Consider the following 25,934-nt stretch of genomic DNA (forward strand, 5'->3'; position numbering starts at 1 on the left):
CCCTCCGCGAGCCGCCGGTCAGCGGCCCGTCGTGATCGAGTCGTGGGTCTGGCCGCGGCGGCGCCGCTCCTCCAGGCGTTCCTTCTGGGGGGTGACGGTGTAGCGCGGGTCCTTCGCGGACTCCATACCCGCCTCGAACACGCCGAACCGTGTCAGGACCGAACCCGCCATCAGCGCGAGCCCGCTGAGCCCGGCGACGGTGCGGTTGCGACCGAACAGGGCTGCGCTGACGGCACCCCCGGCCGTGAGCAGCTTGGCCGCCTTGAGCATCTGCCCGGGGCGCCCCTCGTGCAGCGGCTCGGCCACGACCGGGTGCATCCGGCGCTCCATGAGCTCGGAGGCGCCCAGCTCGACCGCGGCCCCGATGGTGGCCAGCCGGCGCGCCGGTCCGTTCTGGTCGGCCGGCGTCGCGAGCAGCGCGAGACCGGCTGCCGCCGCGTTGGCCGAGCCCACGAAGACGAACGGCAGCTCCTTGTAGGACTCGCGCCACGTCGGGGTGGTCGTGTCGGCCAGGAGCACCGCGGTGTAGGCCGCGAGCGGCATGGAGAACGCCGTCGAGCCTGCCGTGGCGAGGGGGTCGACGCCCCGGGCGAGGCGCGCGAGCCATGACCCGCGGGGCAGCACCGCCCCCGCGATCTCGGTCGCAGCGGCGGCGCCCGCGAAGGCGCCGAACCCGGTGAGGATCCACGAGCCGACCGACATGGGCGAGGTCACCTTGGCGACGCGCAGCATGTTGAGCGCGCGCTCGGGCCGGCCGAGGTCCTTGGCCAGGGCGGCCCCGCCGAGGACCACCGAAGCCAGGGCACCGAAGCGGCCGACGCGGCGCAGGGCCGGGCGGCCGGACACGGCGCCGCCCGCCCCGACCAGCCCGGACCCGCCGGCCAGGCCACCGAGGAAGAGGTAGGCGGCGATCTCGTGGCCCCACGGCGCCGGCTTGACGACGTTGTGGCCGTAGTAGCTCGTGAACTCGGCGTCGGGCACGAGGACCGACTCGTCACGGCGACGCCGGCCGCCGCCGTCAGCCTTGCCACCGTCGCGCCGGCGCTGGCCGCGCGGGACCTCCGGGGGTCGGTCCGCGTCGAACGGGTTGGTGGTCACCGGCGCCTCCCAGCGAATGCAGCCACGGCCATGCCGAACATCGCCACCGCGGCGATGCCGGCCTTGCGGAACATGTCGGGCAGGTCGGCCGTCGGGACCCGCGGGTCCGGCGGGAGGCCGTAGACCTCCGGCTCGTCGAGCAGCAGGAAGACCGAGCCGGTGCCCCCCACCCCGTCATCGGCGTTGGCGCCGTAGAGGCGCGCCTCGGTGAAGCCGTTGTCGTGAAGCACCTCGACCCGGTCCCGTGCGGTGTCGAGCATCTCGGCGAGTGTCCCGAACTTGATCGAGGTGGTCGGGCAGGCCTGCGCGCACGCCGGCGTCTGGTCGTGGCCGAGCCGGTCGTAGCAGAGCGTGCACTTCTGGGCGACGCCGACGTTGCTGACCACTCCCCCTCCACGCTTGTCGTCGCGCTCGTCCTCGCGACGCTCGATGACGCCGAACGGGCAGGCCGCCACGCAGTAGCCGCAGCCGTTGCACACGTCCGGCTGCACGACGACGGTGCCGTGCTCGGTGCGGAACAGCGCACCCGTCGGGCAGACGTCGAGGCAGCCGGCGTGGGTGCAGTGCTTGCAGACGTCGGAGGCCATCAGCCACCGGAAGTCCGGCAGCGTGCCCGTCGCTTGGGCGGTCCGGGCGGCAGCCGCCATCGCGTCGAGCGAGCCGTCGTCGGCGACCGCGGTCGGGACGACGCCCTCGAGCCCGGCCGGTGCCGTGCCGGAGGCAGCGGACGGCGAGCCCTGCGGCGCGTCCGGCGGCCGCAACGCCGGCATACCGAGGTCGACGAGGCGGCGACCCGAGGCCCGCGCCTCCTCCACCCGGTCAGCTGTCTGCTCGATGAATGCCACGTGCCGCCACGTGCTCGCCCCCAGCGAGCCGGTGTTGTCGTAGGAGTTGCCGGTCAGCGACAGGCCGTCCTCCGGGATCGCGTTCCACTCCTTGCACGCGACCTCGCAGGCCTTGCATCCGATGCAGATCGAAGTGTCGGTGAAGAACCCCTTGCGGGGCTCGGGCTCCTCCCAGGCCGCGTCGTGCGACGGGTCTGTCGGCCCCGCGAGCTGGTGCTGCCAGAAGCCCATCAGGCGTCCGCCTCCTTCGACGAGCCGGACGCGCCGGCAGTGGTGGTGCGCAGCTGGTTGCTGGTCTCGACCGTGACCCCTGCGCGCGACTGGTACTCCTCCACCAGCCGCAGCAGCGCCTCGCCCTGGGGCCGTCGGCCGGGGACGATGTCGCACGACCCTGCCTTGGACTCCTGGATCTGGACGTTGGGGTCGAGGGCGATGCCGAGCAGGTCGTTGGCGGCGTCGCCAGAGACGACGGCGTCCCGGCCGACGCCCCAGTGGTAGGGCAGGCCGACCTGGTGGATCGTCCGGCCGCCGATGACCAGCGGGGTCATGCGCTCGGTGACGAGGACCCGTGCCTCGACCGCGGACCGCGCCGAGACGATCGTCGCCCACCCGCCGTTGGCCAGGCCCCGCTCCGCGGCGAGCTCCGGCGAGACCTCGCAGAAGAACTCGGGCTGCAGCTCGGACAGGTAGGGCAGCCAACGGCTCATGCCGCCGGCCGTGTGGTGCTCGGTGAGCCGGTAAGTGGTGAACACGAAGGGGTAGACCTCGGCGCCGGGCGCGTTGCCCGACGGGCTCCACAGGTTGTCCTTGCGCGGGAAGACCCTGCGCGCGGGGTTGGACTGCTGCCCGTAGAGCGGGTTCTGGACCGGGGACTCCTGCGGCTCGTAGTGCGTCGGCAGGGGGCCGTCGAGCATGCCCTTCGGCGCGAAGAGCCAGCCCTTGCCGTCGGCCATCATGACGAACGGGTCGTCACCGGCCAGGCCGTCGGGGCCACCGGTACCCGGCTCCGGCCGGTAGGACGGCGCCTTGGTCTTGACGAAGTCCGGGGTGTCGATCCCGGTCCACTGCTGCTGCTCCTCGTCCCACCACACGTACTTCTTCCGCTCGCTCCACGGCTTGCCCTCGGGGTCGGCCGAGGCGCGGTTGTAGAGGATCCGCCGGTTGTCGGGCCAGGCCCAGCCCCACTCCTGCGCGGTCGGGCCCTGCTCGCGGCCGGGCTTGCGGTTGGCAGACCGGTTGACCCCGCCGGCGTAGACGCCGGAGTAGATCCAGCAGCCCGAGCTCGTCGACCCGTCAGCCTTGAGCTCGGTGTACATGCCGGCCAGCTCACCGGCCTTGTCACCGCTCAGGTGGCGTCCGTTGATCTCCTGCAGGACGGCCTCGCTGCTGATCTCCCCCTCGTCGTCGAGCGGGTAGTCCCAGGTGAGGTCGAGCAGCGGACGGTCGCGCGGGTCGTCGGAGTCGGCCAGCCTGGCGCGGATCCGCTTGCCCAGCTCGAAGAAGAACTCCAGCTCGCTCTGGCAGTCGCCCGGCGGGTTGACCGCCTTGTGCCGCCACTGCAGCAGCCGCTGGGTCTGGGTGAACGTGCCCGCCTTCTCGACATGCGAGGCCGGGGGCAGGAAGAACACCTCGGTGCCGATCTTCTCCGTCGACAGCTCGCCGGTGGCGATCTCGGGCGCGTCCTTCCAGAACGTCGCCGACTCGATCATCTGCAGGTCCCGGACGACGAGCCACTTCAGCTCGGCGAGGGCGAGCCGCTGCATCTTCGCGTGGGCCGAGCCCACGGCCGGGTTCTGCCCCAGCAGGAAGTAGCCCTCGACCTGGCCGTCCTTCATGGCCATGGTCGTCTGGTAGGTCCCGTGAGCCCCGCTCAGGCGCGGCAGGTAGTCGAAGGCCCAGTCGTTCTCCTTGGTCGCCGCGTCCCCCCACCACGCCTTCAGCAGGCTCACGGCATACGCGTCGGCGTTGGCCCAGAAGCCCTTCTGCTGCTTGTTGCCGATGGCGCTGACGTAGTCGTCCCACGTGTCGTGGTCGCCGACCATCGGCATGGCGAGGTAGCCGGGGAGGATGTTGTAGAGCGTCGGGATGTCGGTGGAACCCTGGATGCTGGCGTGGCCCCGCAGCGCCATGATCCCGCCGCCCGGGCGGCCCATGTTGCCCAGCAGGAGCTGGATGATCGCGGCCGTGCGGATGAACTGCGCGCCCAGGGTGTGCTGGGTCCAGCCCACCGCGTAGACGAACGCCGAGGTCCGGTCGCGGCCGCTGTTCTCCGTCACGGCCCTGGCCACGTAGTGGAAGTCGTCCACCGAGATGCCGCACACCTCGGACACCATCTCGGGGGTGTAGCGGGCGTAGTGGCGCTTGAGGATCTGGAAGACCGTGTGCGGGTCCTGCAGGGTCTCGTCGCGCTTGACCATGGCGTGCTCGAGGGCCGGGCCACCGGAGCCGTGCTCGTCACCCGCCGAGCGCTCGGACCTGCTGTGGCCGTGCTCGTGACCGGCCGCAGGACCGCCGATGGTGCCGGGTGAGGCGTTGGGCCCCTCCCCTTCGGTGGCGTACGCCCAGCTCGACGGGTCGTAGTTGTTGAGCTTGTCGTCGTAGCCGGAGAACAGGCCGTCGAGGTCCTCGGTGTCCTGGTAGTCCTCGCTCACCATCGTCGCCGCGTTGGTGAACGCGACGACGTACTCCTTGAAGTACAGCTCGTTGGCGAGGATGTGGTTGATCAGGGCGCCGAGGAACACCACGTCGCTACCGGCGCGGATCGGGACGTGCTTGTCCGCCGTGGCCGAGGTGCGCGTGAACCGCGGGTCGATGTGGATGACCTTGGCTCCGCGAAGCCGCGCCTCCGTCACCCACTGGTAGGCCACCGGGTGGCACTCGGCCATGTTGGAGCCCTGGATGACGATGCAGTCGGCATTCGCCAGGTCCTGCACGTACTGCGTCGCGCCGCCACGTCCGAACGAGGACCCCAGACTGGGGACCGTGGAGGAGTGTCAAATACGGGCTTGGTTCTCGATCTGTATGGCGCCGGCCGCGGTGAACAGCTTCTTGATGAGGTAGTTCTCCTCGTTGTCCAGCGTGGCGCCACCGAGCGAGGCGATGCCCATGGTCCGGCGCAGCGGACGGCCGTGCTCGTCGTGGTCCTGCCAGGTTCGACGCCGGCTCTCGACGAAGCGGTCGGCGATCATGTCGACCGCGGTGTCGCGGTCGAGCGGCTCCCAGTCGGTGGCATGGGGACGCCGGTAGAGGACCTTGGTCTGGCGTCCCGGGCTGTTGACCAGCTGCTCGCTCGCCGAGCCCTTCGGGCACAGGCGGCCGCGGGAGATCGGGGAGTCGGGGTCGCCCTCGATCTGCACGACCTTCTCGTCCTTGACGAACACCTTCTGGCCGCAGCCGACGGCGCAGTAGGGGCAGACGCTCTGGACGACGCGGTCGGCGGTCGAGGTGCGGGGCTCGAGGTCGCGTGTGCGCTGGGACGTGACGGCCGGTCCCCGGCCGAGGAAGTCACCACTTGCCACCTGCCGCAGAACCGGCCATGACAGGAACGTCCGTTTCGCGTCCATCGCTCCTCCTCGAGTCGAACCTGCTCCGACCTTGCCACATCCGGTCGGGGGCGGCACGTCACAGATGTCACGGACTGCCCCGTCGCCACCTGCGGCTTTGGCTCGGGCGCTTCCCGCCATGTCCTCAGGAACCTCTCGGTCGGTGGTCGTAGCATGGCGCCCCGTGGAACAGCCCCCAGACCGCCCAGATCCCGGTACGGAGCCGGGCCGCCCGGTCGTCGGCCGACGTGCCGTCCTGGCGATCGGCCTGACGGGCATCTCCGGCGCCGCGCTGGCGGGCTGCGCGACGGGCTCGGACCGCGGCGCTGGTGCCGTCAAGGCGTCCACCGCGGGAGCGCAGCCCACGCCGGGCGCGGCAACGACCTCGCCGACCTCTCCCGCCCGGGCGACAACCTCGAGTGCGTCGACGGCCACGACCAAGGGCCCGCCGCGCATCGCGCTGACCCCCGGTCCTGACATCACGCACGGCCCCAGGACCGGCGACCAGGTCGCCCTCACCTTCCACGGCCAGGGGCCCGAGTCGATGGCCCGCGACATCCTTGCCGCCTGCGCCAGCGCCGAGGCCGAGGTCACCGTCTTCGCGGTCGGCACCTGGCTGCAGCAGTACCCGCACGTCGGCCGGGCGGTCGTGGCGGCCGGGCACGAGCTGGGCAACCACACCTGGAGCCACCAGCAGATGAAGCAGCTGTCGCGGTCCCAGGCGGTCGACGAGGCCGAGCGCGGCGCGCGGGCGCTCAAGGCGGCCGTGGGCACTGCCGGCTGGTGGTTCCGGCCCTCGGGCACCCAGCACAGCACCCCGACCATCCGGGCTGCTGCCGCCGCAGCCGGGTACCACCGTTGTGTGTCCTACGACGTGGACCCAGAGGACTTCCTGGACCCCGGGGCGCACGCGGTCCGAACCCGCACGCTGGCCGCGGTGCGGCCGGGGTCGGTCGTCAGCCTGCACTTCGGCCACCAGGGCACCGTCGACGCGCTGCCCGGGATCCTCGCGGGGCTGCACGCCAAGGGGCTACGGCCCTCGACCCTCTCGACCCTCCTGCAGGAGCCGTGATGCCTTCCTCGAGCGCGACCAGCACGCGTGCGGTCCGACCCGTACCGACTCGCACCCGCCGCCCTGGGACGCACCGAGGGGTGGCCCTGCGCGCCCTGGCCACCGCGCTGGTCGTGGGCACTGCCGCGGCGGGGTGCGCCGGCACGTCCGGCGACGGCCCCTCGACGACGCCGACCCACGCCCGGTCCGGGAGCAGCACCAGCGCCGGCGCCACCAACCACGACGCGGCCGACGCCAGCACCGCGACCTCGGGGTCGGCGAGCAACGTCTATGCGGCCGCAGGAGCCGGCGCCCTCAGCCCGACCGCCCGGCGCGCACGGCAGATGGTCTACGTCCCCAACACCCTGAGCGACACCGTCCAGCTGATCGACCCGCACACCTACAAGGTCGTCGGACGGTTCCACACCGGCCGTGAGCCCCAGCACGTGGTGCCGTCGTGGGACATGAAGACGTTGTGGGTCAACGCAGACCTCGGCAACAGCCTGACGCCCATCGACCCCGTCACCGGCAAGGCCGGGCGCCCCGTCCCCGTCGAGGACCCGTACAACCTCTACTTCACCCCCGACGGCAAGCACGCCCTCGTCATGGCGGAGCGCATGCGCCGCATCGACGTCCGCGACGCCCGCACCATGAAGCTGCAGCGCTCGCTCCACGTGCCCTGCGCCGGGATCAACCACGCCGACTTCTCCGCCGACATGTCATTCCTCGTGGCGAGCTGCGAGTTCAGCGGCAAGCTGATGGTCATCGACGCGTCCGTCACCAAGGTGCGCAAGGTCGTCGACCTCAACCGCGTCCACACCCCTGGAGCCACGTCGCCCGGCGAGGCGATGGCGATGCCGGGGAGCCCCAAGAACGGGCTGCTTCCAGGAGCCAGCTCGATGCCCCAGGACGTGCGGCTGACCCCCGACGGCAAGCGGTTCCTCGTCGCCGACATGCTGCGCAACGGCGTCTGGGTCATCGACGCCCACACCCTCAAGGTGGCGCGGTTCATCCACACCGCGCTGGGCGCCCACGGGCTCTACCCCTCCAGGGACAGCCGCCAGGTCTACGTCTCCAACCGCGACGCAGGCAGCATCACCGTGCTCGACTCGTCCACGCTCGCGACCACGGCCCTGTGGAAGATCCCGGGCGGCGGCTCACCGGACATGGGGGGCGTCACCGCCGACGGCGCCGAGCTCTGGCTCGCCGGTCGCTACGACCGCGAGGTCTACGTCTTCGACACCGCGACCGGCAAGGTGACCCACAAGATCCACGTCGACGCCGGCCCGCACGGCCTGTGCGTCTGGCCGCAGCCGGGCACGATGAGCCTCGGCCACACCGGCAACATGCGCTGACCCCGGCCAGGACTCCTCCACGACGCGCCCGCGGCGTCAGGGCGCGGTCGCGACGAGGCTAGGGCACGGTGACGGTGACCTTCTTGGAGAGCTGCCCGTTGCCGTAGGCGTTCGCCGCCCGCACCTGGTACTCGTGCACCCCGCTCACCGGGCGCACGTCCGTCCAGGTCGTCGGGCCGGACGGCGTGGCCGTCAGGGAGATGACGCGGACGCCGTCGCGCAGCACCGTGTACTTGGTGATGGGCGACCCGCCCGTGGTCGGCACGGTCCACTGGAGCTGGACCGAGGGCCCGGAGACGACGGTCGCCGTGAGCGTCGGCGGGCCGGGGGTGCCCGGGGCCAGGGTGGCCGACACCTCGGCCGAGGCGCTGCCCGGCCCGGCGGTGTTCACCGCGCGGACCACGTAGTAGTAGGTCGTGCCCACCACGACGTCGCTGCTGTCGTCGTACGCCGTGGTGCCCACCTCGGCGACCGGGGTGGCCCCCTCTCCACCGGGGGTCGTCCCGCGCAGGACCTGGTAGGCGGTGACGGGGGCGCCGCCGTCCGTGGCCGGCGGGTTCCACTGCAGGTGGTTGTCGCCCGGGGCGCTGGTCGCCGCCACGGAGGTCGGCGGTCCCGGCGGCACGACCTGGACCGTGCCGCTCGGGCGCGCGGACACCTCGGCGGAGGCGGCGCTGCCGCCCAGCGCGTTCGTCGCCTGCACGACGTAGTAGTAGGTCGTGCCGTTGACGACAGCGGTGTCGTCGAACGTCCGGGTGGTCTTGGACAGCGTCACGAGCGGCGACCTCGAGAGGTTCTGCCCACCGGGGCTGGTGCTGCGGTAGACCTTGTACTTCTGCAGCCCGGAGCCGCCGTCGCTCGAGGGGACGGCCCACGACAGGTGCACCACGGCGTTGCCGGGGGCTGCGACGACGCGGGTCGGCGGCTGCGGGACACCGGTCGCGGCGCTGTCGAGCCACATGGCGAAGTGGGGCTGGGCCACCCTGGCGACCTTGCTGAAGTCGCCCCCGAGGTAGAGCCGCTTCGCGTCGGCAGCCAGCGCCCACGGCCCCTGCGAGCTGTTGATGCTCGGGGCGAACGCCGCCAGCGCCCCGGTGGCGGGGTCGACCGCGGCCAGCTTGTTGCGGGTCTGGCCCATGAACGAGCCCGTCCCGCCGTAGTGCCCAGCGCAGTAGAGCTTGCCGCCGAAGAGCCGCACGCCCTGCATGTTGCCGTTGCTGTGGGCGCTCCAGCGCAGCGCACCCGAGCCGATGTCGAGGGCGGCGCAGGCACCGCCCGAGCCGGCGGTCGCGGTGTAGACGCTGGTGCCGTCGGAGGTCACGTCGAAGATCGGGGCGTACGAGCCCTGGTTGGTCGGGCCGGCACGGAAGACGGTGTCCACCACACCGCCGAGCAGCGACACCGCGGCGAGCTTGTTGGTCGAGGACCGCCCCGAGACCGACGTGAAGTCGCCACCGAGGAACAGCCGCGGGGTGCCCCCCGCCGCGACGTTGAGGGCCCGCACGCGGTCGTTCGGGGCCGCCGCCCACGCCGAGTCCACGGCACCGTCCACTCCGCCGACCTTGGCGGCGTAGGGCGCGGACTGCGTCCCACCGTCGGTGAGCGCGGTGAAGTTGCCGCCCGCGTAGACCGAGCCGCCGGAGTACGCGAGCGCGTCGACCTGGCCCGGAGCCACCACCGACGGGCTCCACGGGAGCAGGGCACCGGTCGAGGTCGAGAGCGCCGCGAGGCCCTTGCGGGTGGCACCGTTGACGGTGCCGAACGTGCCGCCCACGTAGAGCGCGCCGGAGCCGTCCGTGGCGAGGGAGGTGACGGTGTTGTTGGTGCCGCCGGCGAACGCCAGGTCGGCTGCACCCGTGGTGGCGGAGAAGACCGCGAGGTTCTTGACCGGGTAGGACACCCCCGAGGGGTCGATGACGCTGGAGAACGTGCCGCCGACGAACACCCGGTCGCCCACGGGCAGGATCGCCAGGACCCTCGGGACCCCTTTGCTCGCCGAGGTCGTGGTGGCCGGCCCGACTCCCCACGTGCGCGCCGGGGCGGCGGTCACGTCGGCCCGGGCCGGCGCCGTGGCCGCGAGCGCGCCGCCCAGGGCCAGGACGGGCACGAGGACCCAGCGGAGCACGGTGCGGCGTGCTTGTCTTCCCATGTCGACCTCGCGATCGTGGTGGTGGGGTACCGGGCTGCCCGGCCTACGGAATCGGGAACCGGGCGATCCCCGGCTGGTTCGTGTTGTTGACCTTGGTGAACTCACCCAGGGCGTAGAGGTTGCCGCCGGCGGTCGTGAGGTCCCAGACCCCGAAGGCGGAGTTGAAGGTGGCGAACGCCCGGGCCACGCCGGTGCCGTCGTCGACGACCACGGTCTTGCGGGCGGAGAAGTCGATGAGGCACCCGGTGGAGGCGGTGGAGCTCGGCAGGCAGGTGTTGTTGAAGTGGCCGGCGCCGTAGATGTCGCTGCCCTGGGCCTCGACGGACTGGACGTTGCCGTCGGTCTTGACCTGCCACCGCTGGGCGCCGCTGCCCGGTGTCGTGCCGTAGACCGAGTTGCCCGCCGGCAGGTGTCCCCCGGTGCCGAGGTAGACGCCGGTGGCCGACGTCGCGATGTCGAAGACCTGGGAGTCGAAGGCGAGCTTGGGGTCGTAGGGCTGGACCGCGCCCGAGGCGTCGAGCAGCGCGACGTAGCTGCGGCCGGCCCCGCCGATGCTGGTGAACCTGCCGCCGACGTAGACCTGGCTGCCGCTCGCCTTGACGACGTGGACCAGGCCGTTCGGCTTGGGGTTGAAGGACTGGACGACCGCGCCGGTGGTGGGGTCGAGGGCCGCGAGCTTCGGCCGCTTGGTGCCGTTGACCGTGGAGAAGGCGCCGCCGATGTACAGCGTGCCGTTCGTGTAGTCGAGGGACTCGACGGTCGACGAGACGCTGGGGTGGAAGCTGCTCACGACCTGCCCGGACGGGCTGACGGCCGCGAGGTTGGTCCGGGCCACGCCGCCGACGCTGGTGAACGAGCCGCCGAGGAAGATCGTGCTGCCGTCGGTGGCGAGGGCGTAGACCTTCCCGACCACGTCGGCCTTGAACGCGGGGTCGCGCACGCCGGTGGTGGCGTTGAGGGCGGCCAGCCCCGCCGCCGCGGCACTGTCGACCTTGGTGAAGCTGCCCCCGATGTAGAGGCGTGTCCCGGCCTGGACCGAGTTGTAGACCGGACCCGTGGCCGTTGACGACGGGGCGGGTGACGGGCTCACGGCAGCCAGGGCCGGCGTCGCCGCCACGAGAGCCAGGGCTGCACCCACCGCGACAGCGGCAGCAGGACGAGTGTTCATGCGGACCTCCCGAGCACCTTCCCCCGACACCCCCGTCGGGGACCGGCACGCATGCATGGCCGGTTTCCCCGGAATCTAGGCCCCCGGCGTCGGGCTGCCCTCCACCAACGGTGGTATGTCCTACCTCCGTCATCGAGCAGCGGATATGACGAACGGTTGAGGCCAGGCTCCGCAGGTCGAGCGCGTTTGCCGGTGCTTCCGTGCGTACGCACCGGCTGGCGCAGGCTCCTACGCCACCGGTATGGGGACACATGCCGCGCAACGGGTCCGCACCGCGGTCCACGTGGGTGGCCGCCTGTCCTTGGGGAGCAGCCTCACCAGCGTCGACGGGACCGCACGCGTGCGTTCCTCAGTCCAGCGGCTCGACCCAGGCGGAGCGCCAGGCCGGCGGGTCGGACCTCTCGGCGTAGTAGCGGGTCTCGCGGGCGATCAGCGCGTCGTCGTCGAGCTCGAAGACCACGATGTTGCGCCACGGGCCCTGCCCGTAGTCGAGCTCGCCCTCCATCACCCAGAGGCGTCCCACGCCTGCCACGCGGCGGATCCGCACCGACATCGGGGGTGTGGGGAACGCCGCCTGCATGGCCCGCATGGCGTCACGTCCGCGGATCCGCTCACCCGACTGCGGCATCTCCATGACGAACTCGGACGACCTCAGCCGGTACTCCTCGTCGGGGCTGAGGCCGCTGCCGTCCGCCAGCCCGAGCATGCGCTCGAGCCCCTCGCGCATCGCAGCCGCGTCGTCGTGCGCCATCGCCTGCCGGAAGAGTTCCTGCACCGTTGCCCGGGCCATGGCTGCACCTCCGGTCGTGGACCCAGCCAGTGTGCTCGCCCGACGCCGACGCCGTCCATGGCCCTTCCCGGCGGTCAGCCCCGGGCGCGTCAGCTCCGTTCGGCGACCACCCAGGCGTCGATGGCCTCCAGCACGGTCTCGGTGACACCGTGCTTCGGCGTGAAGCCGAGCAGGTCCCGGGCCTTGTCCATCGAGAAGTGCGGTGAGCGGCCGATGTGCTCGAGCGTCGCGCCGGCTGCCTCGGGTCCGGCCCTCTCGGCGAACTCCGCCCACGGCGCGAACTCGAGCCGCGGCTCGTGGCCGAAGTGGCGGGCGACCAGCTCGGCGTAGCCGCGCAGGGTGAGCGCCTGCGTGCAGACGCTGTTGAAGCTCTCGCCCACTGCTGACTCGGGCTGCTCGAGGCAGGCATGGTGCAGGTCGGCGACGTCCTCGGCGTGCGCGTGCTGCACCGTCTCCAGGCCGCGGTCGGGCAGCAGGCAGGAGCCGTCCGCGCGCAGCGCGTCGAGCACAGCGGGGTCGAGGTTGCCGGCCGGCCCGATCGGCATCCAGCCCGGGCCGCTGATGTGGCCCGGGTGCACGACGCTCGCACGGACGCGGGTCTGCTCCATGAGGTACTCCTCGACGGCCAGCTTGCCCACGCCGTACTCGCCGTAGGGGCGCTTGGGTGCGTCCTCGCCGGTCGGCACGACCTCGCTGGGTCCGTAGGACCAGACGCTCCCGGTCTGCACGACGTGCTGGCCGTCCAGGGCCTCGACCAGCTGCTTCGCCTGGGCGGGGGTGAAGCAGGTGAGGTCGACCACGCCCTCCGGCCGCAGGGCCGCGACCGCCGCCCCGAACCGCCCGTCGGCCTCGGCCGCCTCGCGGTCGCAGACCACCATCTCGACGTCGTGCCAGCGAGGGTCCTCGCGGTACGGACGCCGCGACCCCCTGCTGACGACGGCCACCTCGTGCCCCGCCTCGACGAGGCCGGGGACCAGGTAGGTGCCGATGTGACCGGTGCCGCCGATGACCACTACTCGCATCCGGCGACGATAGCTGCCGCCGGCGCGTCACTCCTTGCGGACGATGTCCACCGAGACCTCGACCGCGGCGACGGCTCCCCGGTTCTCCAGCCAGTGGGTGGTCTCCCGGTCCTCCGGCCAGCCCGGCCCCGGTCCGTACTCCGTGCTGGCCCCGTCGCGGTGGTCGGTGATCGTCCCCTGCAGGACGAAGACCGTGCCCGGCCGACCCCGGTGGTCGTGCACCGGCCCGAAGACGCCGCCGGGCTCGATGGTCACCCTGCGCATCCGCAGCTGGTAACCCTCCAGGCCCTCGATCTCCGGGCCGAGGTCGACCGTCGCCAGCAGCTCGACCGCGACTCCCCTGGCCCCGTGCGCGTGCCCCTGCTCCTCACCCATGGGTGCTCCTCCCCGACCGGTTCCGCGCCGCGCGCCGGGTGGTCGTGCGGCCTCCCCCCCATCGTCGCCCCACGGGCAACCGCCAGGGTGCGTATGGCACGGACGGCTCCGGGGCCGCTGTCAGGCGCGGGCGACCAGGACCGCCTGGGCGTCCCGTTCGTGGGCGGCGGCAGCCCGCTCGAGGCGGGCCACCTCGACCATCCCTGCCACGGCGAGAGCCTGCGCCATCTCGTCCGGGGTGCGGTTCCAACGGTGCAGCACGACGTCGTGCCCGTGGCTGCGGTAGCTCCCGGAGACGTCGCGCACGCCGTGACCGGACTGGAACGCGGCCAGCAGCAGCCCGCCGGGCCTCAGCACGCGGCGCAGCTCATGCAGGACGACCGGGAGGTCTGCATCGGGGGTGTGGATCGTCGAGTACCAGGAGAAGACCCCGTCGAAGCAGTCGTCGGGGAAGGGCAGGTCGGCGAGCGAGGCCACCTGCGCCGGGTAGGCAGCGTGGTCGCGACGGCTGCGCCGCACCATCTCGGGTGACAGGTCCACGCCCTCGACGCGGCAGCCGTGGCCGGCGAGGACGGGCATCATGCGGCCCGCCCCACACCCGGCGTCGAGCACCCTCCTGCCGCCGCCGACGAGGGAGGCGAAGTGCTCCACCATCGCCAGCTCGACGGGCAGCTCCGGCTCGGTCGAGCGGAAGTGGTCGGCGTAGGTGCCGGCGACCTCGTCGCACGCCGACCGGACCGCGGGCTCGTCCTGGGAGGTGGTCACGCCGGGAAGTCTCGCGCATGGGGCGCCTCGAGGCGTGACACCGCGACCGAGGTCGCGCGACAATCGCTCGAGGGACACCGGCGCAGGGGGTGCAGGCACGTGAGCGACGCAGGCGAGTCCACATACAGGACAAGGCCGCTCACGGAGGAGACGTGGCCCGACTTCGCTGGGCTGGTGGAGGCCAACAACGGCGTCTGGGGCGGCGGCTGGTGCATGGGCTTCCACCCCGAGGGCGTGGGCAGCGGGCACACGGCCGCGGGCAACCGCGACGCCAAGCAGGCCCACGTGCGGCGCGGCACGGTCCACCAGGTCCTGGTCTACGACGGCGACGACTGCGTCGGCTGGTGCCAGTACGGCTCGCCCGCGGAGCTGCCGAACATCAAGAACCCCAGGGCCTACGAGGCGGAGCTGGACGAGCTGCCGGACTGGCGCATCGGGTGCCTGTTCACCGGCCGCGGCCACCAGCGCCAGGGCGTGGCGAGGTCCGCGGTGACCGCCGCCCTCGCCGCGATCGAGGACGCGGGTGGCGGGCTCGTGGAGGCCTATCCCGAGCAGGTCGAGGGACGCGAGCCGCAGCGCGGCAGCTACCTGCACACGGGGCCGGAGAGCCTGTTCGAGGAGCTGGGCTTCGAGCGCGACCGCCGTATCGCCAAGTGGCGCTGGGTCATGCGGCGACGGGTAGCGTCGGGCGGGTGCCGCGACTCCTCCACCTGAACGGGCCCCCGGGCATCGGGAAGTCCACGTTGGCGGCCCTCTACACACACCGCCACCCCGGCACGCTCAACCTCGACATCGACACGCTGCACCAGCTCGTGGGGGGGTGGCGCGACCCGGCCAACCACACCCACGAGGTGCTGCGGCCGGTCGCCCTGTCGATGGCGGCCACGCACCTGCGTGGTGGCCGCGACGTCGTCCTCCCCCAGTTCCTCGGGCGCCGCGCCGCGATCGAGGCGTTCGAGCAGGCAGCCGTGGACGAGGGGGCCGAGTTCGTCGAGGTCGTCCTGCTCGACGACCGGGCCGGGTCGCTCGAGCGCTTCGACCGGCGCGAGGACGACAGCCCCTGGGGGCGGCACAACCGCCGGCTGGTGGCCGACCAGGGCGGCCCGCGGTTCCTCGCCGAGATGTACGAGCTCCTGCTCGAGGCCGTGGAGCACCGGCCGCGTGCCGTCGTCGTCCGCAGCGAGTACGGCGCGGTGGAGGAGACGTATGCCGCCCTCCTGCGCGCGCTGCCCGGAGAGGTCGACCCGGGGGGACGTTAGGCCCTGGTGACACCGCCCACCCGGTGGCATCGTGGGGGATGCGGAAGGAGGTGCGTCATGAGACTCACGCTTCGCGATTATGTTGCGACAGTTCTGGTTGCGGCTATCGGTATCCCCTACGTGGCCTTCCTGATGAACAACGACGTGTGGTTCGTCAAGGACGCCCGCGGGATGTCCGCAGTCGGCCTCATCCTCGGTGCCGTCGCGTTCCTCGTCCTGAGGACGGGCAACGCGCACGACAGGATGGGAACCGTCGAGACGGGCGCGTCGATCGTGTCCCTGGCGCTGGGGCTGGTCGCCCTGGCGTTCGCGGAGGCTGGCGCAGCCGAGGTGCTGCTCGCCGTCTTCATGGGCTCGATCGCCGTCGTGTGGCTGCTCGAGCTGGCTGACCACGCCGGCTTGGTGCACGTTCACGCGACTCCCGTCACACACGGCTGAAGCCGACCCACCTCGGCGAGCGTGCGATCCGTCGCCCGCTCGCCGAGTCGCGTCCACAATCTTGACCAGTTCCAGATGAGGGCTAGGGTGGGCGGCGTGACGACGGATCTCGCGAAGGCGCTGCAGGAGGCGTCCTTGCGTGTCACCCGCCCCCGGCTCGCGGTGCTCGCGGTCCTGCGCGAGCACCCCCACATCGACACCGACGGGGTCATCGAGCACGTCCGCGCCGAGCACGGCGCGGTCTCCCACCAGGCCGTGTACGACGTGCTGCGTGCCCTGACCGACGCCGGGCTCGCCCGCCGCATCCAGCCCACCGGCGCCACCGCGCGGTACGAGGCGCGGGTCGGAGACAACCACCACCACCTGGTCTGCCGATCCTGCGGCAGCATCGCCGACGTCGACTGCGCCGTCGGCGACGCCCCCTGCCTCACCGCCTCGCACGACCACGGCTTCGTGGTCGACGAGGCGGAGGTCGTCTACTGGGGCACCTGCCCCGACTGCTCGGCCGCCTCATCCAAGTGACACCGCAAACCGGAAGGAAGCACCGATGACCGACAGCCACGACACGAGCACCACCCCGGACAGCCCGCAGGGGGTGGACCGCAAGGCCGAGGGCGGCTGCCCGGTCATGCACGACTCCGCAACCGCGCAGGGCACCGAGAGCGAGAACCCCGCCATCTCCTCGCCCACCCCGAAGACGGGTGGCCGTCCGCGCACGCTGAAGGACTGGTGGCCGAACTCGCTCGACCTGTCGCCGCTGCGCTCCAACTCACCCCGCAGCAACCCGCTCGGCCAGGACTTCGACTATGCCGCCGAGTTCGCCGAGCTCGACCTCGACGCGGTCAAGGCCGACATCGTCGACGTGCTCCACACCTCGCAGGACTGGTGGCCGGCCGACTTCGGCCACTACGGCGGCCTGATGATCCGCATGAGCTGGCACTCCGCCGGCACCTACCGCATCTTCGACGGCCGCGGTGGCGCCGGCGACGGTGGCCAGCGGTTCGCGCCCCTCAACAGCTGGCCCGACAACGCCAACCTCGACAAGGCCCGTCGCCTGCTGTGGCCGGTCAAGCAGAAGTACGGGCAGAAGATCTCGTGGGCCGACCTGCTCGTGCTCGCCGGCAACGTCGCCCTCGAGGACATGGGCTTCGAGACCTTCGGCTTCGGCTTCGGCCGCGAGGACGTGTGGGAGCCCGAGGAGATCTTCTGGGGCCCCGAGGACACCTGGCTCGGCGACGAGCGCTACTCCGGTGACCGCGAGCTGGACGAGGTGTTCGGCGCGGTCCAGATGGGGCTCATCTACGTCAACCCTGAGGGCCCGAACGGTAACCCCGACCCGCTGGCCTCGGCCCGGGACATCCGCGAGACCTTCGGCCGCATGGCGATGAACGACGAGGAGACCGTCGCCCTCATCGCCGGTGGCCACACCTTCGGCAAGACGCACGGCGCGGGCAACCCCGACCTCGTCGGCCCCGAGCCGGAGGGCGCTCCCCTGGAGGAGCAGGGCCTGGGCTGGAAGAGCTCGTTCAACTCCGGCAAGGGTGGCGACGCGATCACCTCCGGCCTCGAGGTCACCTGGACCGACGTCCCGACGCAGTGGAGCAACCGGTACTTCGAGATCCTCTTCGGCTACGAGTGGGAGCTCACCGAGAGCCCCGCCGGCGCCAAGCAGTGGGTCGCCAAGACCGACGACGAGATCATCCCCGACGCGCACGACCCGTCGAGGAAGCACCGCCCGACGATGCTCACCTCCGACCTCGCGCTGCGCGTCGACCCGGCCTACGAGAAGATCTCGCGCCGGTTCCTGGAGAACCCCGAGGAGTTCCGGCTGGCGTTCGCCAAGGCCTGGTACAAGCTCCTGCACCGCGACATGGGCCCCGTCTCGCGCTACCTCGGCCCCTGGGTGCCCGAGGTCCAGCTGTGGCAGGACCCGGTGCCGGCCCTCGAGGGTGAGCTCGTCGGTGACGCCGACGTCGCCGCGCTCAAGGCCGCCGTCCTCGACTCCGGCCTGACCCCGGCCGAGCTCGTCTCGACCGCGTGGGCCTCGGCCGCGTCGTTCCGCTCCACCGACAAGCGGGGGGGCGCCAACGGTGCGCGCATCCGGCTCGAGCCACAGCGCAGCTGGGCGGTCAACCAGCCCGAGCAGCTCTCGCGCGTCCTCGACACGCTCGAGCAGCTCCGCACCGAGTTCAACGGCAGGGGCGGGGCGCAGGTCTCCCTGGCCGACCTCATCGTGCTCGCGGGCTCCGCAGCAGTGGAGAAGGCAGCGGCCGACGCCGGCGTCGAGGTCACGGTGCCCTTCCACCCGGGTCGCACGGACGCCTCGCAGGAGCAGACCGATGTCGACTCCTTCCGGGTGCTCGAGCCCCGGGCCGACGGCTTCCGCAACTACCTGCGGGCCGGCGAGAAGCAGCAGCCGGAGGTCCTGCTCGTGGACCGTGCCTACATGCTCGACCTCACCCCGCCGGAGATGACCGTCCTCGTCGGCGGCCTCCGGGTCCTCGGTGCCAACGTCGACGGCCTCCCGCACGGCGTCCTCACCGACCGTCCGGGCGTCCTGTCCAACGACTTCTTCGCCAACCTGCTCGCCCCCGGTGCGCAGTGGAGGGCCTCGAAGTCCGAGGAGAACGTCTACGACATCCTCGACGCCGGCTCAGGCGACCTGAAGTGGACCGCCACCGCGACCGACCTCATCTTCGGGTCCAACTCCCAGCTGCGGGCCCTCTCGGAGGTGTACGCCAGCAGCGACGCCAAGGAGAAGTTCGTGCGCGACTTCGTCGCCGCCTGGACCAAGGTGATGGAGCTCGACCGCTTCGACCTCGCCTGAGCCCGGTGGGGGCCAGGCAGCCTGCCGACCCCCACCGCGCCACTCAGGTGAAGGGCCCCCGCGACCTCGGTCGCGGGGGCCCTTCGCCTTCTGCCGGTGGTGCCGGCGAAGGGGCGGGCGACTACTCGTCCTGGGGGTCCCCCACCAGTCGCCAGCCGCTGACCAGCCGGAGCAGCTCTGCCCTCTGCGCCTCGGAGAGCACCGTGGCGGTCGTGGCGGCCTTCTTCACGTCGTCCATGACGACCATGGTGCGTCGGCCGAGGAGCCCGATCAGCACGGGCGGCCCGGACCGTCGATCATCCGGCCGAAGGTTGAAGCCGTCGTCGCCGAACGGCTGAGGGGATCGACCGCATGCAGCACCGCGGGCTGGCCCTTTTGGCGCCGTATGCACCGCTCCACCAATTGGCGCAGGCCCTGGTCATGACTTCGGCGCTCTGGTTCTGCCCGCGGGTTCGGTAGCGTCCTGCGCCGGTACACACGTTCTCGAGGACGCGCTCGCAGGCTCTGCCTGCCCCACGAGCCGTCGCGACGGAGGTTCACGATGGCTGACTCAGGTCGTTCGCGGGGTAGCCGCCGAGTCTCGCGGTCGGTCGGAGCTGCCACCGGGGTGCTGGCGCTCGTGGGGTTGGCGACAGCCCCAGCCTTCGCCTCCCCCGGCGTCACCGCGATGTGGCACCTCGATGAGTCCGCCGGCTCGACGACGATGGTGGACTCGTCCGGCGGCGGGCACGATGGCACGATCTCGTCCGGTGTGAGGGTGGGGTTGCCGGGTGTGCTCGGCAGCGCCTACGGGTTCTCCGGCAGCGGCTCGATCGTGCGGGTGCCGGACCCGACCGGCGCCCTCAACCCCGGACGGGCACCGTTGACGATCTCGGCCTACCTCCAGGTCCCCGCCGACCTGAAGTCCGGGGACTACAACGTCCTGGAGAAGGGGCAGGCCACTGCCACCGGCGGCGCCTACAAGCTGGAGATCGCCGGGAAGTCGTCCTCGTCCAAGTTCGGTTACCCCGACTGTGCGTTCAACTACCCCGGGGGCAAGCAGAGGGTCTACGGGCCCAAGGCCATCAACGACGGGAAGTGGCACCTCGTGGAGTGCCACCTCACGACCGACACGGTGTACGCGTCGGTCGACTCCGTGCGGGGGCCGGCGCTGAAGAGGACCGTCACCAGCATCGCCAACACGGTCGACCTCACGATCGGTGGCAAGCCCAACAACAGCCACTACTTCAGGGGCCTGGCTGACGAGATCACCATCCAGATCGGGTGACTCGTGGTCCAGAGCAGCAGAAACGCCCCCCAGTTGCCTGGGGGGCGTTGTCCGAGCCGCCTATCGGAATCGAACCGATGACCTATTCATTACGAGTGAATCGCTCTGGCCGACTGAGCTAAGGCGGCAGGTGCCCGGAGGCACGGACGATGAGTATACGTATCGGGGCGTCAAACTCCGAACCGGCCTCCGGCCACTCAGCACTTCGTGCCGTCCTTGGGCACCTTGGCGTCGGTGTAGTAGTCGTTGATGGCGTTGTCGATGCACTTGTTGGAGCGGGCGTAGGCCGTGTGGCCGTCGCCGTCGAACGTCAGCAGGGACGCGTTGGACAGCTGCTTGCGCAGGCGCACCGACCACTCGTACGGCGTCGCCGGGTCGCGAGTCGTCCCGACCACGACGATGGGCCCGCTGCCGGCCGCGGAGACCGTGTGCGGCGCTCCCCCACCCTCGGCGGCCTTGACCGGCCACTGCCCGCACACCATCGAGCCCCACGCCAGGAACGGTCCCCACGTGGGGGCGACGGTGGCGTTGTCCTTGGCCCGCTGCTCGTACACCTTGGGGTCGGGGCTGTCGGGGTTGTCGAGGCAGGAGATGGCGTAGAACGCCTCGAGCAGGTTGCCGGCGTAGCTGCCGTTCTGGTTGCGCTCGGCGTATTGGTCGGCGATCTTCATCAGCTCGGTGCCGTCGTCGTTGCGCACCACCGCGGCGAGGGCGTCGGTGAGCGCACCCCAGGAGCCCTGGTCGTACATCGCCTGGGCGATGCCGGTGGCCGCCCATCCCTCGGTGAGCTGGTTGAGCTTGCCGTCCTTCATGGGGACCGGCTGCTGGTCGAGGCGCCCCAGCAGGTCGCGCATGCCCGACATGACCTCGTCGACCGACCCGCCGAGCGGGCAGTCGCCCTGGTCGACGCAGTCGGCGGCCCAGGCCCGGGTCGCCCGCTCGAAGCCCTCGGCCTGCCCCTTGGAGACCTCGGCGGAGGTCAGGTCGGGCGGCAGGACCCCGTCGAGCACGAACCGGCCGACGAGCTTGGGGAACAGGTCGGCGTACGTCGCGCCGAGGTAGGTGCCGTAGGACTTGCCGAGGTAGTTGAGCTTCTCGTCGCCGAGCGCCGACCGCAGGACGTCCATGTCGCGCGCGGCGTCGACGGTGGACAGGTGGCTGGTCAGCGCGCCCGTGCGCTGCAGGCAGCCCTGAGCGAACGCCTTGCCCGAGGCGGCGAATGCGTCCTCCTCCGCGGTGTCGTCGGGGGTGGGGTCCTGGCCGAGGAACGCGTCCATCTCCCGGTCGGGCAGGCAGTCGACCGGCTGGGAGCGCTGCACCCCGCGCGGGTCGAACCCGACGATGTCGAACCGCTGGCGCACGGGCTTGCCGACGATGAAGTCGGCCGCCCTCGCGTAGTCGACGCCCGAGCCGCCCGGGCCGCCGGGGTTGACCACGAGCGAGCCGATCCGCTGCTTCGGCTTGGTCGCCCGCATCCGCAGGACCTGGATGGTGATGGAGCCGCCGTCGGGCTTGGCGTAGTCGAGCGGCACCTTGAGGCCGGCACACTCCCCGATCTGGCACTTCTCCCACGCGAGGCGCTGCCCGTAGAAGGACGCGAGCGCCTCCGACCCGGGCGGCGGCTTCCGGGCCGCGGTCGAGGCGGTCGTGGGCGCGGACGACGAGGAACCACCCCCGTCGAGCACCGAGCACCCTGACAGGCCGACGGTCGTGACCATGGCCGCCGCCAGCAGCACCCGTGCTCGAGGAGTCATGTCCTGAACGCTATCCCGGCTCAGCGGGGCACGCGCAGCGAGATCGCCATGGCCTCGAGCGCCAGCAGCGGCGCGACGTTGAGGCCGATCCGCTCGCGAGCCGTCCCGATGGCGTCCATCGCACCGAGGAGCTGCTCGGGGCTCATCGACCGGGCGAGCGCCTGCACCTCGCGCATGCTGTCCTGGTTGACCAGCCCGAGGGCGGCGCCGCTGTGCACGACCAGGGCGTCGCGGTAGACCGAGAGCAGGTCGACGAGCGAGCGGTCGAGCACGTCACGGGAGTGCCGGGTGGCGCGGGCCTTCTGCTCCTTCTCCAGGCTCGAGAGCTGGCTGCGGATGTGGGGCGGCTGGGTGCGAGCCGTCGGGTCGGCCCCCAGCAGCTCCATCAGGCGCTGCCGCTCGGCGACGTCGCGCTCCGTCGCCGCGGCCGACGACTCCTCGTCGGCGATGGAGACCAGGTCGGCAGCGGCACCGACGGCGTCGCCGACCCCGTGGATCTTGCCGGTGAGCGCGACGACGTCGCGGCGCCGGATGCGCGCGCCCTCGTCGCGTGCCAGCCGCCGGGCGAGGCCCACATGGCTCTGCGCCGCGCGCGCGGCATACATGGCCATGGGCATCTCGACCCCGTCGCGACGGTGCAGGAGGTCGGCCACCGCCTCGACGGGAGGCGTGCGCAGCCGGACGTGCCGCGAGCGGGAGCGGATCGTGATGATGATGTCCTCGAGCGAAGGGGCGCACAGGATCCACACCGTGCGGGGCGTCGGCTCCTCGAGCGCCTTGAGCAGCGCATTGGCGGGCGCGTCGGAGAACGCCGTGAGGCGGTCGGCATCCTCGACGATGATGATGCGCCACTTCCCCACCGAGGGTCGCAGCGCGGCGAGCTGCACGAGGTCGCGGATGACCGACACCTTGATGGACAGGCCCTCCGTGGCCACCACGTCGACGTCGGCGTGCGTGCCGTCCAGGGCGGTGCGGCACTCGCGGCACTCACCACAGCCACCGTCGGGGCACTGGAGGGCGGCGGCGAACGCGCGCGCAGCCACCGAACGCCCCGAGCCCGGCGGCCCGGTCAGCAGCCAGGCATGGGTCATCGAGGCCGGGTCGGAGACGGCTCGCTGCAGCGTGGCGACCGCGGTGTCCTGGCCGATGACGTCCCGCCAGACGGTCACGGGAGGACCCCCATCGAGCGCAGCCGCTCGGCGACCGCGGCGTGGACGTCCGCGGGCGGGAGGGTGCCGTCGACGACGAGGTAGCGCTCCGGGTTGCCCTGGGCCATGGCGAGGTAGTGGGCGCGGATGGCCTCGTGGAAGGCGTCCTCCTCGGCCTCGAGGCGGTCGTGCACCTCGCCACGTCGGCGCCGGCCCTCCTGTGCGGAGACGTCGACGACCACGGTGAGGTCGGGCACGAGGTCGTCGACGGCCCACATGTTGAGGTCGTGGATCTCCTGGGCGCCGAGGTCGCGTCCGGCGCCCTGGTAGGCCACGGAGGAGTCGGTGTAGCGGTCGGTGAGCACGACCTCGCCGCGGTCGAGCGCGGGACGGATCAGCTGGTCGACGTGGTGGGCCTTGTCGGCGGCGAAGAGCAGGGCCTCGGCGCGCGGCGCGACGTGGGCGCCGTGGAGCACGAGGTCGCGGATCTGGTGGCCGAGCTCGGTGCCCCCCGGCTGTCGAGTCACCGTCACCGTGCGACCCGCAGCCTCCAGCGCCTCGCGGAGCAGGGTCACCTGGGTGGACTTGCCGGCGCCGTCGCCACCCTCGAAGGCGATGAAGAGTCCGTCGGTCACGCAGGTGAGCCTAGGCCAGCCCCCTGTCAGCCGGTGTCAGTGGTGGATGGCCACCAGCAGGCAGGTGCAGCCCACCGCCGAGAGCAGGAGCACGACCGCCGGCGCGAGCGTCATCCGGAGCACCTCACCCGTACGCCGCGCCGCCCCCACCGCGCTGAGGCCGAGCAGGATGACCACCGGGGCGAGCGAGTTGCCGATGTTGCCGCCGGCCAGCTGGCCGGCGAGCAGGTCCGCCGGCGGCTCGCCGATGAGGTGGGCGACGTCTGCCTGGAGGGAGGAGAAGAGCGCGTTGGAGCTCGTCGTGGAGCCGGTGATGAACGACCCCAGCGCCCCCACGAGGGGCGCGATGGCCGGGTACGCGCTCCCCGTCGCCACCGCCGCGCCCTGCGCCACAGTGCGCACCATGCCACTGTCGACGAGGACGCCTGCCACGGACGCGAGCAGCACCACCGACGGCGAGGACTTCCACGCCTGCTTGAGCGCGCCGCGCCACACCGGGCCCCAGGCGCTGCCCTTCCAGATGCCGCGGGAGGCCCAGACCGCCACGCTCCCGGCACAGGCGATGAGCAGGAACGTGCCCGGGTGCCCCAGAAGGGCGATGGGGTTGTAGACCGACACCGCCTCGTTGACGGTCCCCTGGTGGGTGCTGGTCTGCGGGAACGACGGGCCGATGAGCAGGTGGCCCTTGGCCCACGAACGCAGCGGCGGCGGCAGGAAGACGGCCAGCGCCACGATGCCGAGCAGGGCATAGGGCACCGCGGCGGCGCGGGCACGCATGCGGGTGTACTCCGCCTCCGCCTCGGCCTCCTCGGTCGCGCCCTCACCCGTGGGAACGGCGGCGTACCGAGCAGGGACGGCGGCGTACCGAGCGGGGACGGCGGCGTCCCGGGCGGAGAACCGGCGCAGCACGAAGACCACCGCGACACCCGACGCCCCCGCGCAGAGGGCGCCGATCCCCGGCTCGAGCCTGACGGTCCCGGCCTGCACGAGCGCCATCACCGGACCTGCGGTCGCCAGCAGGCGCCACCCGTTCCGCAGCCCCGCCAGCCCGCCGTCCATGAGCGCCACGAGGACGCCCGAGAGCACGCAGTTGACCCCGAGGAGCACGGCCGCCGAGGCGGCATACGCGGCACGTCCGGGGCTGTCGAGGTGCGCGGTGAGCGCGCCCATGTAGAAGGACGAGCCCATCGAGCCGAAGCCGACCGCCCAGTGGTAGCCGACCAGGGGCAGGGCGACGGCGCGCGCCTTGCCGATGCCGAGGGCCACGAGCAGCGGCGCGGCGACGGCGATCGGGGTGCCGAACCCGGACACCCCCTGGATGAAGGACGGCAGCACCCAAGCCAGGAGCAGCACGTTCTCGGTGCGCCGCGGGAGCATCGTCGACAGTGCCTGGCCGAGCGCCTTCATCCCCACGTGGGTGGCCAGGTGGTGCATGAGCAGCGCCGGCCAGATCACGTAGAGGATCCACAGGCCGACCCAGGCGCCCTTCCCCAGTCCGACTCCCACCGTGAGCCCGCCGGCGCCGAACGCGAGGACGGCCACCGCGACGCTGTAGGCCACGGTCACCGACGCGTTGACGATCGTCGAGAACCGCCCCCAGAGGACGAGGGCGAGCAGCAGCACGACCGGGCTCACCGCGAGGGCCCACGTCAGGGGCGGCACGGCGGCGAGCGACTCGGGCTCGGCTACCAGGGAAAGCGTGGACAGTGGCATAGATTGTCTTTCGTATACGGACGACGTGGCAAGCGCGCCGCCGCGGACGGAGGGAGGGGCGATGGCCACCGGGATGGGGCACACGATCGGCAGCCAGCACCTGGCTCTGCGCGAGCAGGTGCTCGCCGAGCTGCGCCGCCGGATCGTGGACGGGGACTACCCGCCGGGGCAGCGGCTCACGGAGGAGCGCCTCGCGGCCGACTTCGGGGTGTCGCGCAACCCCGTGCGGGAGGCCCTGCGGGTGGTCGAGGCCGACGGGCTGGTCACGATGGTGCCGCGCAAGGGCGCGGTCGTCGCGACGCCGGACGCCTCGACCGTGGCCGACCTCTTCGCGGTGCGCTCGAGCCTGGAGACGGTCGCGGCGCGGATGGCCGCCGAGCGCGCCACCCCGCAGGACGTCGCGGCACTGCGGTCACTGCTCGACGACGCGCGCCGGGCGACCGAGGAGGACGACCTGTCCCGCGTCGCGCAGCTCAACAGCGACCTGCACCTGCGGGTGATCGAGATCAGCGGAAACCGTTGGCTCTCCTCGATCTCCGCCGCGCTGTACCTCCACGTGCACTGGATCTTCCGCATCGGCGCGGCCCACCGGGCACCCCACTCGTGGCAGGAGCACATCCGGCTCGTCGATGCGATCGAGGCGCACGACCCCGACGAGGCCGAGGCAGCCGCCCACGCCCACGTCGCGGCGGCTGCGCAGGCGGCCGTCGACAACCTCGAGGACGCCGGCTGA

Annotated in this window: 23 protein-coding genes and 1 tRNA gene; 9 read left to right on the plus strand and 15 right to left on the minus strand. The window is 72.0% G+C overall.

The window, feature by feature from the left end; all coding sequences use genetic code 11:
• Nucleotides 1–18 precede the first annotated feature (18 nt).
• Genes nrfD through fdh form a run of 3 tightly spaced genes read right to left on the minus strand, consistent with a single transcriptional unit; the run spans nt 19 to nt 5,506 of the window.
• A complete protein-coding gene (gene nrfD / locus AB4Z02_RS10045) occupies nt 19–1,098 on the minus strand; it encodes an NrfD/PsrC family molybdoenzyme membrane anchor subunit (protein WP_441970701.1) in 1,080 nt (359 codons plus the stop codon).
• Nucleotides 1,095–2,174 (minus strand): 4Fe-4S dicluster domain-containing protein, encoded by a 1,080-nt coding sequence (locus AB4Z02_RS10050; RefSeq protein WP_441970703.1) that lies wholly within the window; start codon nt 2,172–2,174, stop codon nt 1,095–1,097. Before AB4Z02_RS10050 ends, nrfD begins: the two co-directional genes overlap by 4 nt.
• Complete coding sequence (gene fdh, locus AB4Z02_RS10055; protein WP_441970705.1) at nt 2,174–5,506, minus strand: formate dehydrogenase; 3,333 nt, start codon at nt 5,504–5,506, stop codon at nt 2,174–2,176. The genes AB4Z02_RS10050 and fdh overlap by 1 nt, the downstream gene beginning before the upstream one ends.
• Nucleotides 5,507–5,669: 163 nt before the next feature.
• Here fdh and AB4Z02_RS10060 point away from each other — a divergent pair, with 163 nt between their 5' ends.
• Both AB4Z02_RS10060 and AB4Z02_RS10065 read left to right on the plus strand, forming a co-directional pair.
• Complete coding sequence (locus AB4Z02_RS10060; RefSeq protein WP_441970707.1) at nt 5,670–6,557, plus strand: polysaccharide deacetylase family protein; 888 nt, start codon at nt 5,670–5,672, stop codon at nt 6,555–6,557.
• 80 nt (nt 6,558–6,637) lie between these two features.
• Complete coding sequence (locus AB4Z02_RS10065) at nt 6,638–7,891, plus strand: YncE family protein (RefSeq protein WP_441970709.1); 1,254 nt, start codon at nt 6,638–6,640, stop codon at nt 7,889–7,891.
• A 58-nt stretch (nt 7,892–7,949) separates the two neighbouring features.
• Here AB4Z02_RS10065 and AB4Z02_RS10070 read toward each other — a convergent pair whose 3' ends face one another.
• The 6 genes from AB4Z02_RS10070 to AB4Z02_RS10095 all read right to left on the minus strand — a co-directional run bounded on the left by AB4Z02_RS10070 (nt 7,950) and on the right by AB4Z02_RS10095 (nt 14,160).
• Entirely contained in the window at nt 7,950–10,016 is a 2,067-nt protein-coding gene (locus AB4Z02_RS10070; protein ID WP_441970711.1) for a fibronectin type III domain-containing protein, read from the minus strand.
• Nucleotides 10,017–10,083: 67 nt separating this feature from the next.
• Entirely contained in the window at nt 10,084–11,208 is a 1,125-nt protein-coding gene (locus tag AB4Z02_RS10075) for a hypothetical protein (RefSeq protein ID WP_441970712.1), read from the minus strand.
• 349 nt (nt 11,209–11,557) lie between these two features.
• A complete protein-coding gene (locus AB4Z02_RS10080) occupies nt 11,558–11,998 on the minus strand; it encodes a nuclear transport factor 2 family protein (protein WP_441970714.1) in 441 nt (146 codons plus the stop codon).
• A gap of 89 nt (nt 11,999–12,087) precedes the next feature.
• Nucleotides 12,088–13,020 (minus strand): NAD-dependent epimerase/dehydratase family protein, encoded by a 933-nt coding sequence (locus AB4Z02_RS10085; protein WP_441970716.1) that lies wholly within the window; start codon nt 13,018–13,020, stop codon nt 12,088–12,090.
• 27 nt (nt 13,021–13,047) lie between these two features.
• The gene (locus AB4Z02_RS10090) at nt 13,048–13,395 is read right to left on the minus strand and encodes a cupin domain-containing protein (protein WP_441970717.1); all 348 of its coding nucleotides are present in this window, start codon (nt 13,393–13,395) and stop codon (nt 13,048–13,050) included.
• Between the two features lie 120 nt (nt 13,396–13,515).
• Entirely contained in the window at nt 13,516–14,160 is a 645-nt protein-coding gene (locus tag AB4Z02_RS10095; protein ID WP_441970719.1) for a class I SAM-dependent methyltransferase, read from the minus strand.
• Between the two features lie 99 nt (nt 14,161–14,259).
• On the opposite strand from AB4Z02_RS10095, the gene AB4Z02_RS10100 reads away from it, so the two are divergent.
• The 5 genes from AB4Z02_RS10100 to katG all read left to right on the plus strand — a co-directional run bounded on the left by AB4Z02_RS10100 (nt 14,260) and on the right by katG (nt 18,684).
• Nucleotides 14,260–14,874: a GNAT family N-acetyltransferase gene (locus tag AB4Z02_RS10100; protein ID WP_441970720.1), complete on the plus strand. Its 615-nt coding sequence runs from the start codon at nt 14,260–14,262 to the stop codon at nt 14,872–14,874.
• Entirely contained in the window at nt 14,853–15,419 is a 567-nt protein-coding gene (locus AB4Z02_RS10105; RefSeq protein ID WP_441970722.1) for an AAA family ATPase, read from the plus strand. Before AB4Z02_RS10100 ends, AB4Z02_RS10105 begins: the two co-directional genes overlap by 22 nt.
• A gap of 120 nt (nt 15,420–15,539) precedes the next feature.
• Nucleotides 15,540–15,857 carry a hypothetical protein gene (locus AB4Z02_RS10110; RefSeq protein ID WP_441970770.1) on the plus strand — a complete coding sequence of 106 codons (318 nt, stop codon included), beginning with the start codon at nt 15,540–15,542 and terminating at the stop codon, nt 15,855–15,857.
• A gap of 96 nt (nt 15,858–15,953) precedes the next feature.
• Nucleotides 15,954–16,379 (plus strand): Fur family transcriptional regulator, encoded by a 426-nt coding sequence (locus AB4Z02_RS10115; RefSeq protein ID WP_369818882.1) that lies wholly within the window; start codon nt 15,954–15,956, stop codon nt 16,377–16,379.
• Nucleotides 16,380–16,404: 25 nt separating this feature from the next.
• Nucleotides 16,405–18,684: a catalase/peroxidase HPI gene (katG, locus tag AB4Z02_RS10120; protein WP_441970724.1), complete on the plus strand. Its 2,280-nt coding sequence runs from the start codon at nt 16,405–16,407 to the stop codon at nt 18,682–18,684.
• A 121-nt stretch (nt 18,685–18,805) separates the two neighbouring features.
• On the opposite strand, the gene AB4Z02_RS10125 is transcribed toward katG, so the two are convergent.
• The gene (locus tag AB4Z02_RS10125; protein ID WP_156399870.1) at nt 18,806–18,961 is read right to left on the minus strand and encodes a hypothetical protein; all 156 of its coding nucleotides are present in this window, start codon (nt 18,959–18,961) and stop codon (nt 18,806–18,808) included.
• Between the two features lie 264 nt (nt 18,962–19,225).
• Between AB4Z02_RS10125 and AB4Z02_RS10130 the strand changes: the two genes are divergently transcribed.
• Nucleotides 19,226–19,951 carry a LamG-like jellyroll fold domain-containing protein gene (locus AB4Z02_RS10130; RefSeq protein WP_441970726.1) on the plus strand — a complete coding sequence of 242 codons (726 nt, stop codon included), beginning with the start codon at nt 19,226–19,228 and terminating at the stop codon, nt 19,949–19,951.
• Nucleotides 19,952–20,005: 54 nt separating this feature from the next.
• On the opposite strand, the gene AB4Z02_RS10135 is transcribed toward AB4Z02_RS10130, so the two are convergent.
• The 5 genes from AB4Z02_RS10135 to AB4Z02_RS10155 all read right to left on the minus strand — a co-directional run bounded on the left by AB4Z02_RS10135 (nt 20,006) and on the right by AB4Z02_RS10155 (nt 25,201).
• Nucleotides 20,006–20,079 (minus strand) — tRNA-Thr (locus AB4Z02_RS10135).
• A gap of 69 nt (nt 20,080–20,148) precedes the next feature.
• Entirely contained in the window at nt 20,149–21,705 is a 1,557-nt protein-coding gene (locus tag AB4Z02_RS10140; protein WP_056883127.1) for an alpha/beta hydrolase, read from the minus strand.
• A 20-nt stretch (nt 21,706–21,725) separates the two neighbouring features.
• Entirely contained in the window at nt 21,726–22,874 is a 1,149-nt protein-coding gene (locus tag AB4Z02_RS10145; protein WP_056883126.1) for a DNA polymerase III subunit delta', read from the minus strand.
• Nucleotides 22,871–23,488 carry a dTMP kinase gene (gene tmk / locus AB4Z02_RS10150; RefSeq protein ID WP_441970728.1) on the minus strand — a complete coding sequence of 206 codons (618 nt, stop codon included), beginning with the start codon at nt 23,486–23,488 and terminating at the stop codon, nt 22,871–22,873. Before tmk ends, AB4Z02_RS10145 begins: the two co-directional genes overlap by 4 nt.
• A 36-nt stretch (nt 23,489–23,524) precedes the next feature.
• Nucleotides 23,525–25,201, minus strand: a complete 1,677-nt coding sequence (locus tag AB4Z02_RS10155) for an L-lactate permease (RefSeq protein WP_056883124.1) — start codon at nt 25,199–25,201, stop codon at nt 23,525–23,527.
• A gap of 61 nt (nt 25,202–25,262) precedes the next feature.
• Between AB4Z02_RS10155 and AB4Z02_RS10160 the strand changes: the two genes are divergently transcribed.
• Nucleotides 25,263–25,934 carry a GntR family transcriptional regulator gene (locus tag AB4Z02_RS10160; RefSeq protein ID WP_056883123.1) on the plus strand — a complete coding sequence of 224 codons (672 nt, stop codon included), beginning with the start codon at nt 25,263–25,265 and terminating at the stop codon, nt 25,932–25,934.

The organism is Pedococcus sp. 2YAF34 (assembly GCF_052114585.1).
In the GTDB taxonomy this organism is placed as follows: domain Bacteria; phylum Actinomycetota; class Actinomycetes; order Actinomycetales; family Dermatophilaceae; genus Pedococcus.

What these genes read in the sequence shown, in the direction of transcription:
- AB4Z02_RS10050 (WP_441970703.1), bottom strand. Translation starts at nt 2,174, where the DNA reads ATGGGCTTCTGGCAGCACCAGCTCGCGGGGCCGACAGACCCGTCGCAC.
- AB4Z02_RS10075 (WP_441970712.1), bottom strand. Translation starts at nt 11,208, where the DNA reads ATGAACACTCGTCCTGCTGCCGCTGTCGCGGTGGGTGCAGCCCTGGCT.
- AB4Z02_RS10080 (WP_441970714.1), bottom strand. Translation starts at nt 11,998, where the DNA reads ATGGCCCGGGCAACGGTGCAGGAACTCTTCCGGCAGGCGATGGCGCAC.
- AB4Z02_RS10085 (WP_441970716.1), bottom strand. Translation starts at nt 13,020, where the DNA reads ATGCGAGTAGTGGTCATCGGCGGCACCGGTCACATCGGCACCTACCTG.
- AB4Z02_RS10090 (WP_441970717.1), bottom strand. Translation starts at nt 13,395, where the DNA reads ATGGGTGAGGAGCAGGGGCACGCGCACGGGGCCAGGGGAGTCGCGGTC.
- katG (WP_441970724.1), top strand. Translation starts at nt 16,405, where the DNA reads ATGACCGACAGCCACGACACGAGCACCACCCCGGACAGCCCGCAGGGG.
- AB4Z02_RS10130 (WP_441970726.1), top strand. Translation starts at nt 19,226, where the DNA reads ATGGCTGACTCAGGTCGTTCGCGGGGTAGCCGCCGAGTCTCGCGGTCG.
- AB4Z02_RS10140 (WP_056883127.1), bottom strand. Translation starts at nt 21,705, where the DNA reads ATGACTCCTCGAGCACGGGTGCTGCTGGCGGCGGCCATGGTCACGACC.
- AB4Z02_RS10155 (WP_056883124.1), bottom strand. Translation starts at nt 25,201, where the DNA reads ATGCCACTGTCCACGCTTTCCCTGGTAGCCGAGCCCGAGTCGCTCGCC.
- AB4Z02_RS10160 (WP_056883123.1), top strand. Translation starts at nt 25,263, where the DNA reads ATGGCCACCGGGATGGGGCACACGATCGGCAGCCAGCACCTGGCTCTG.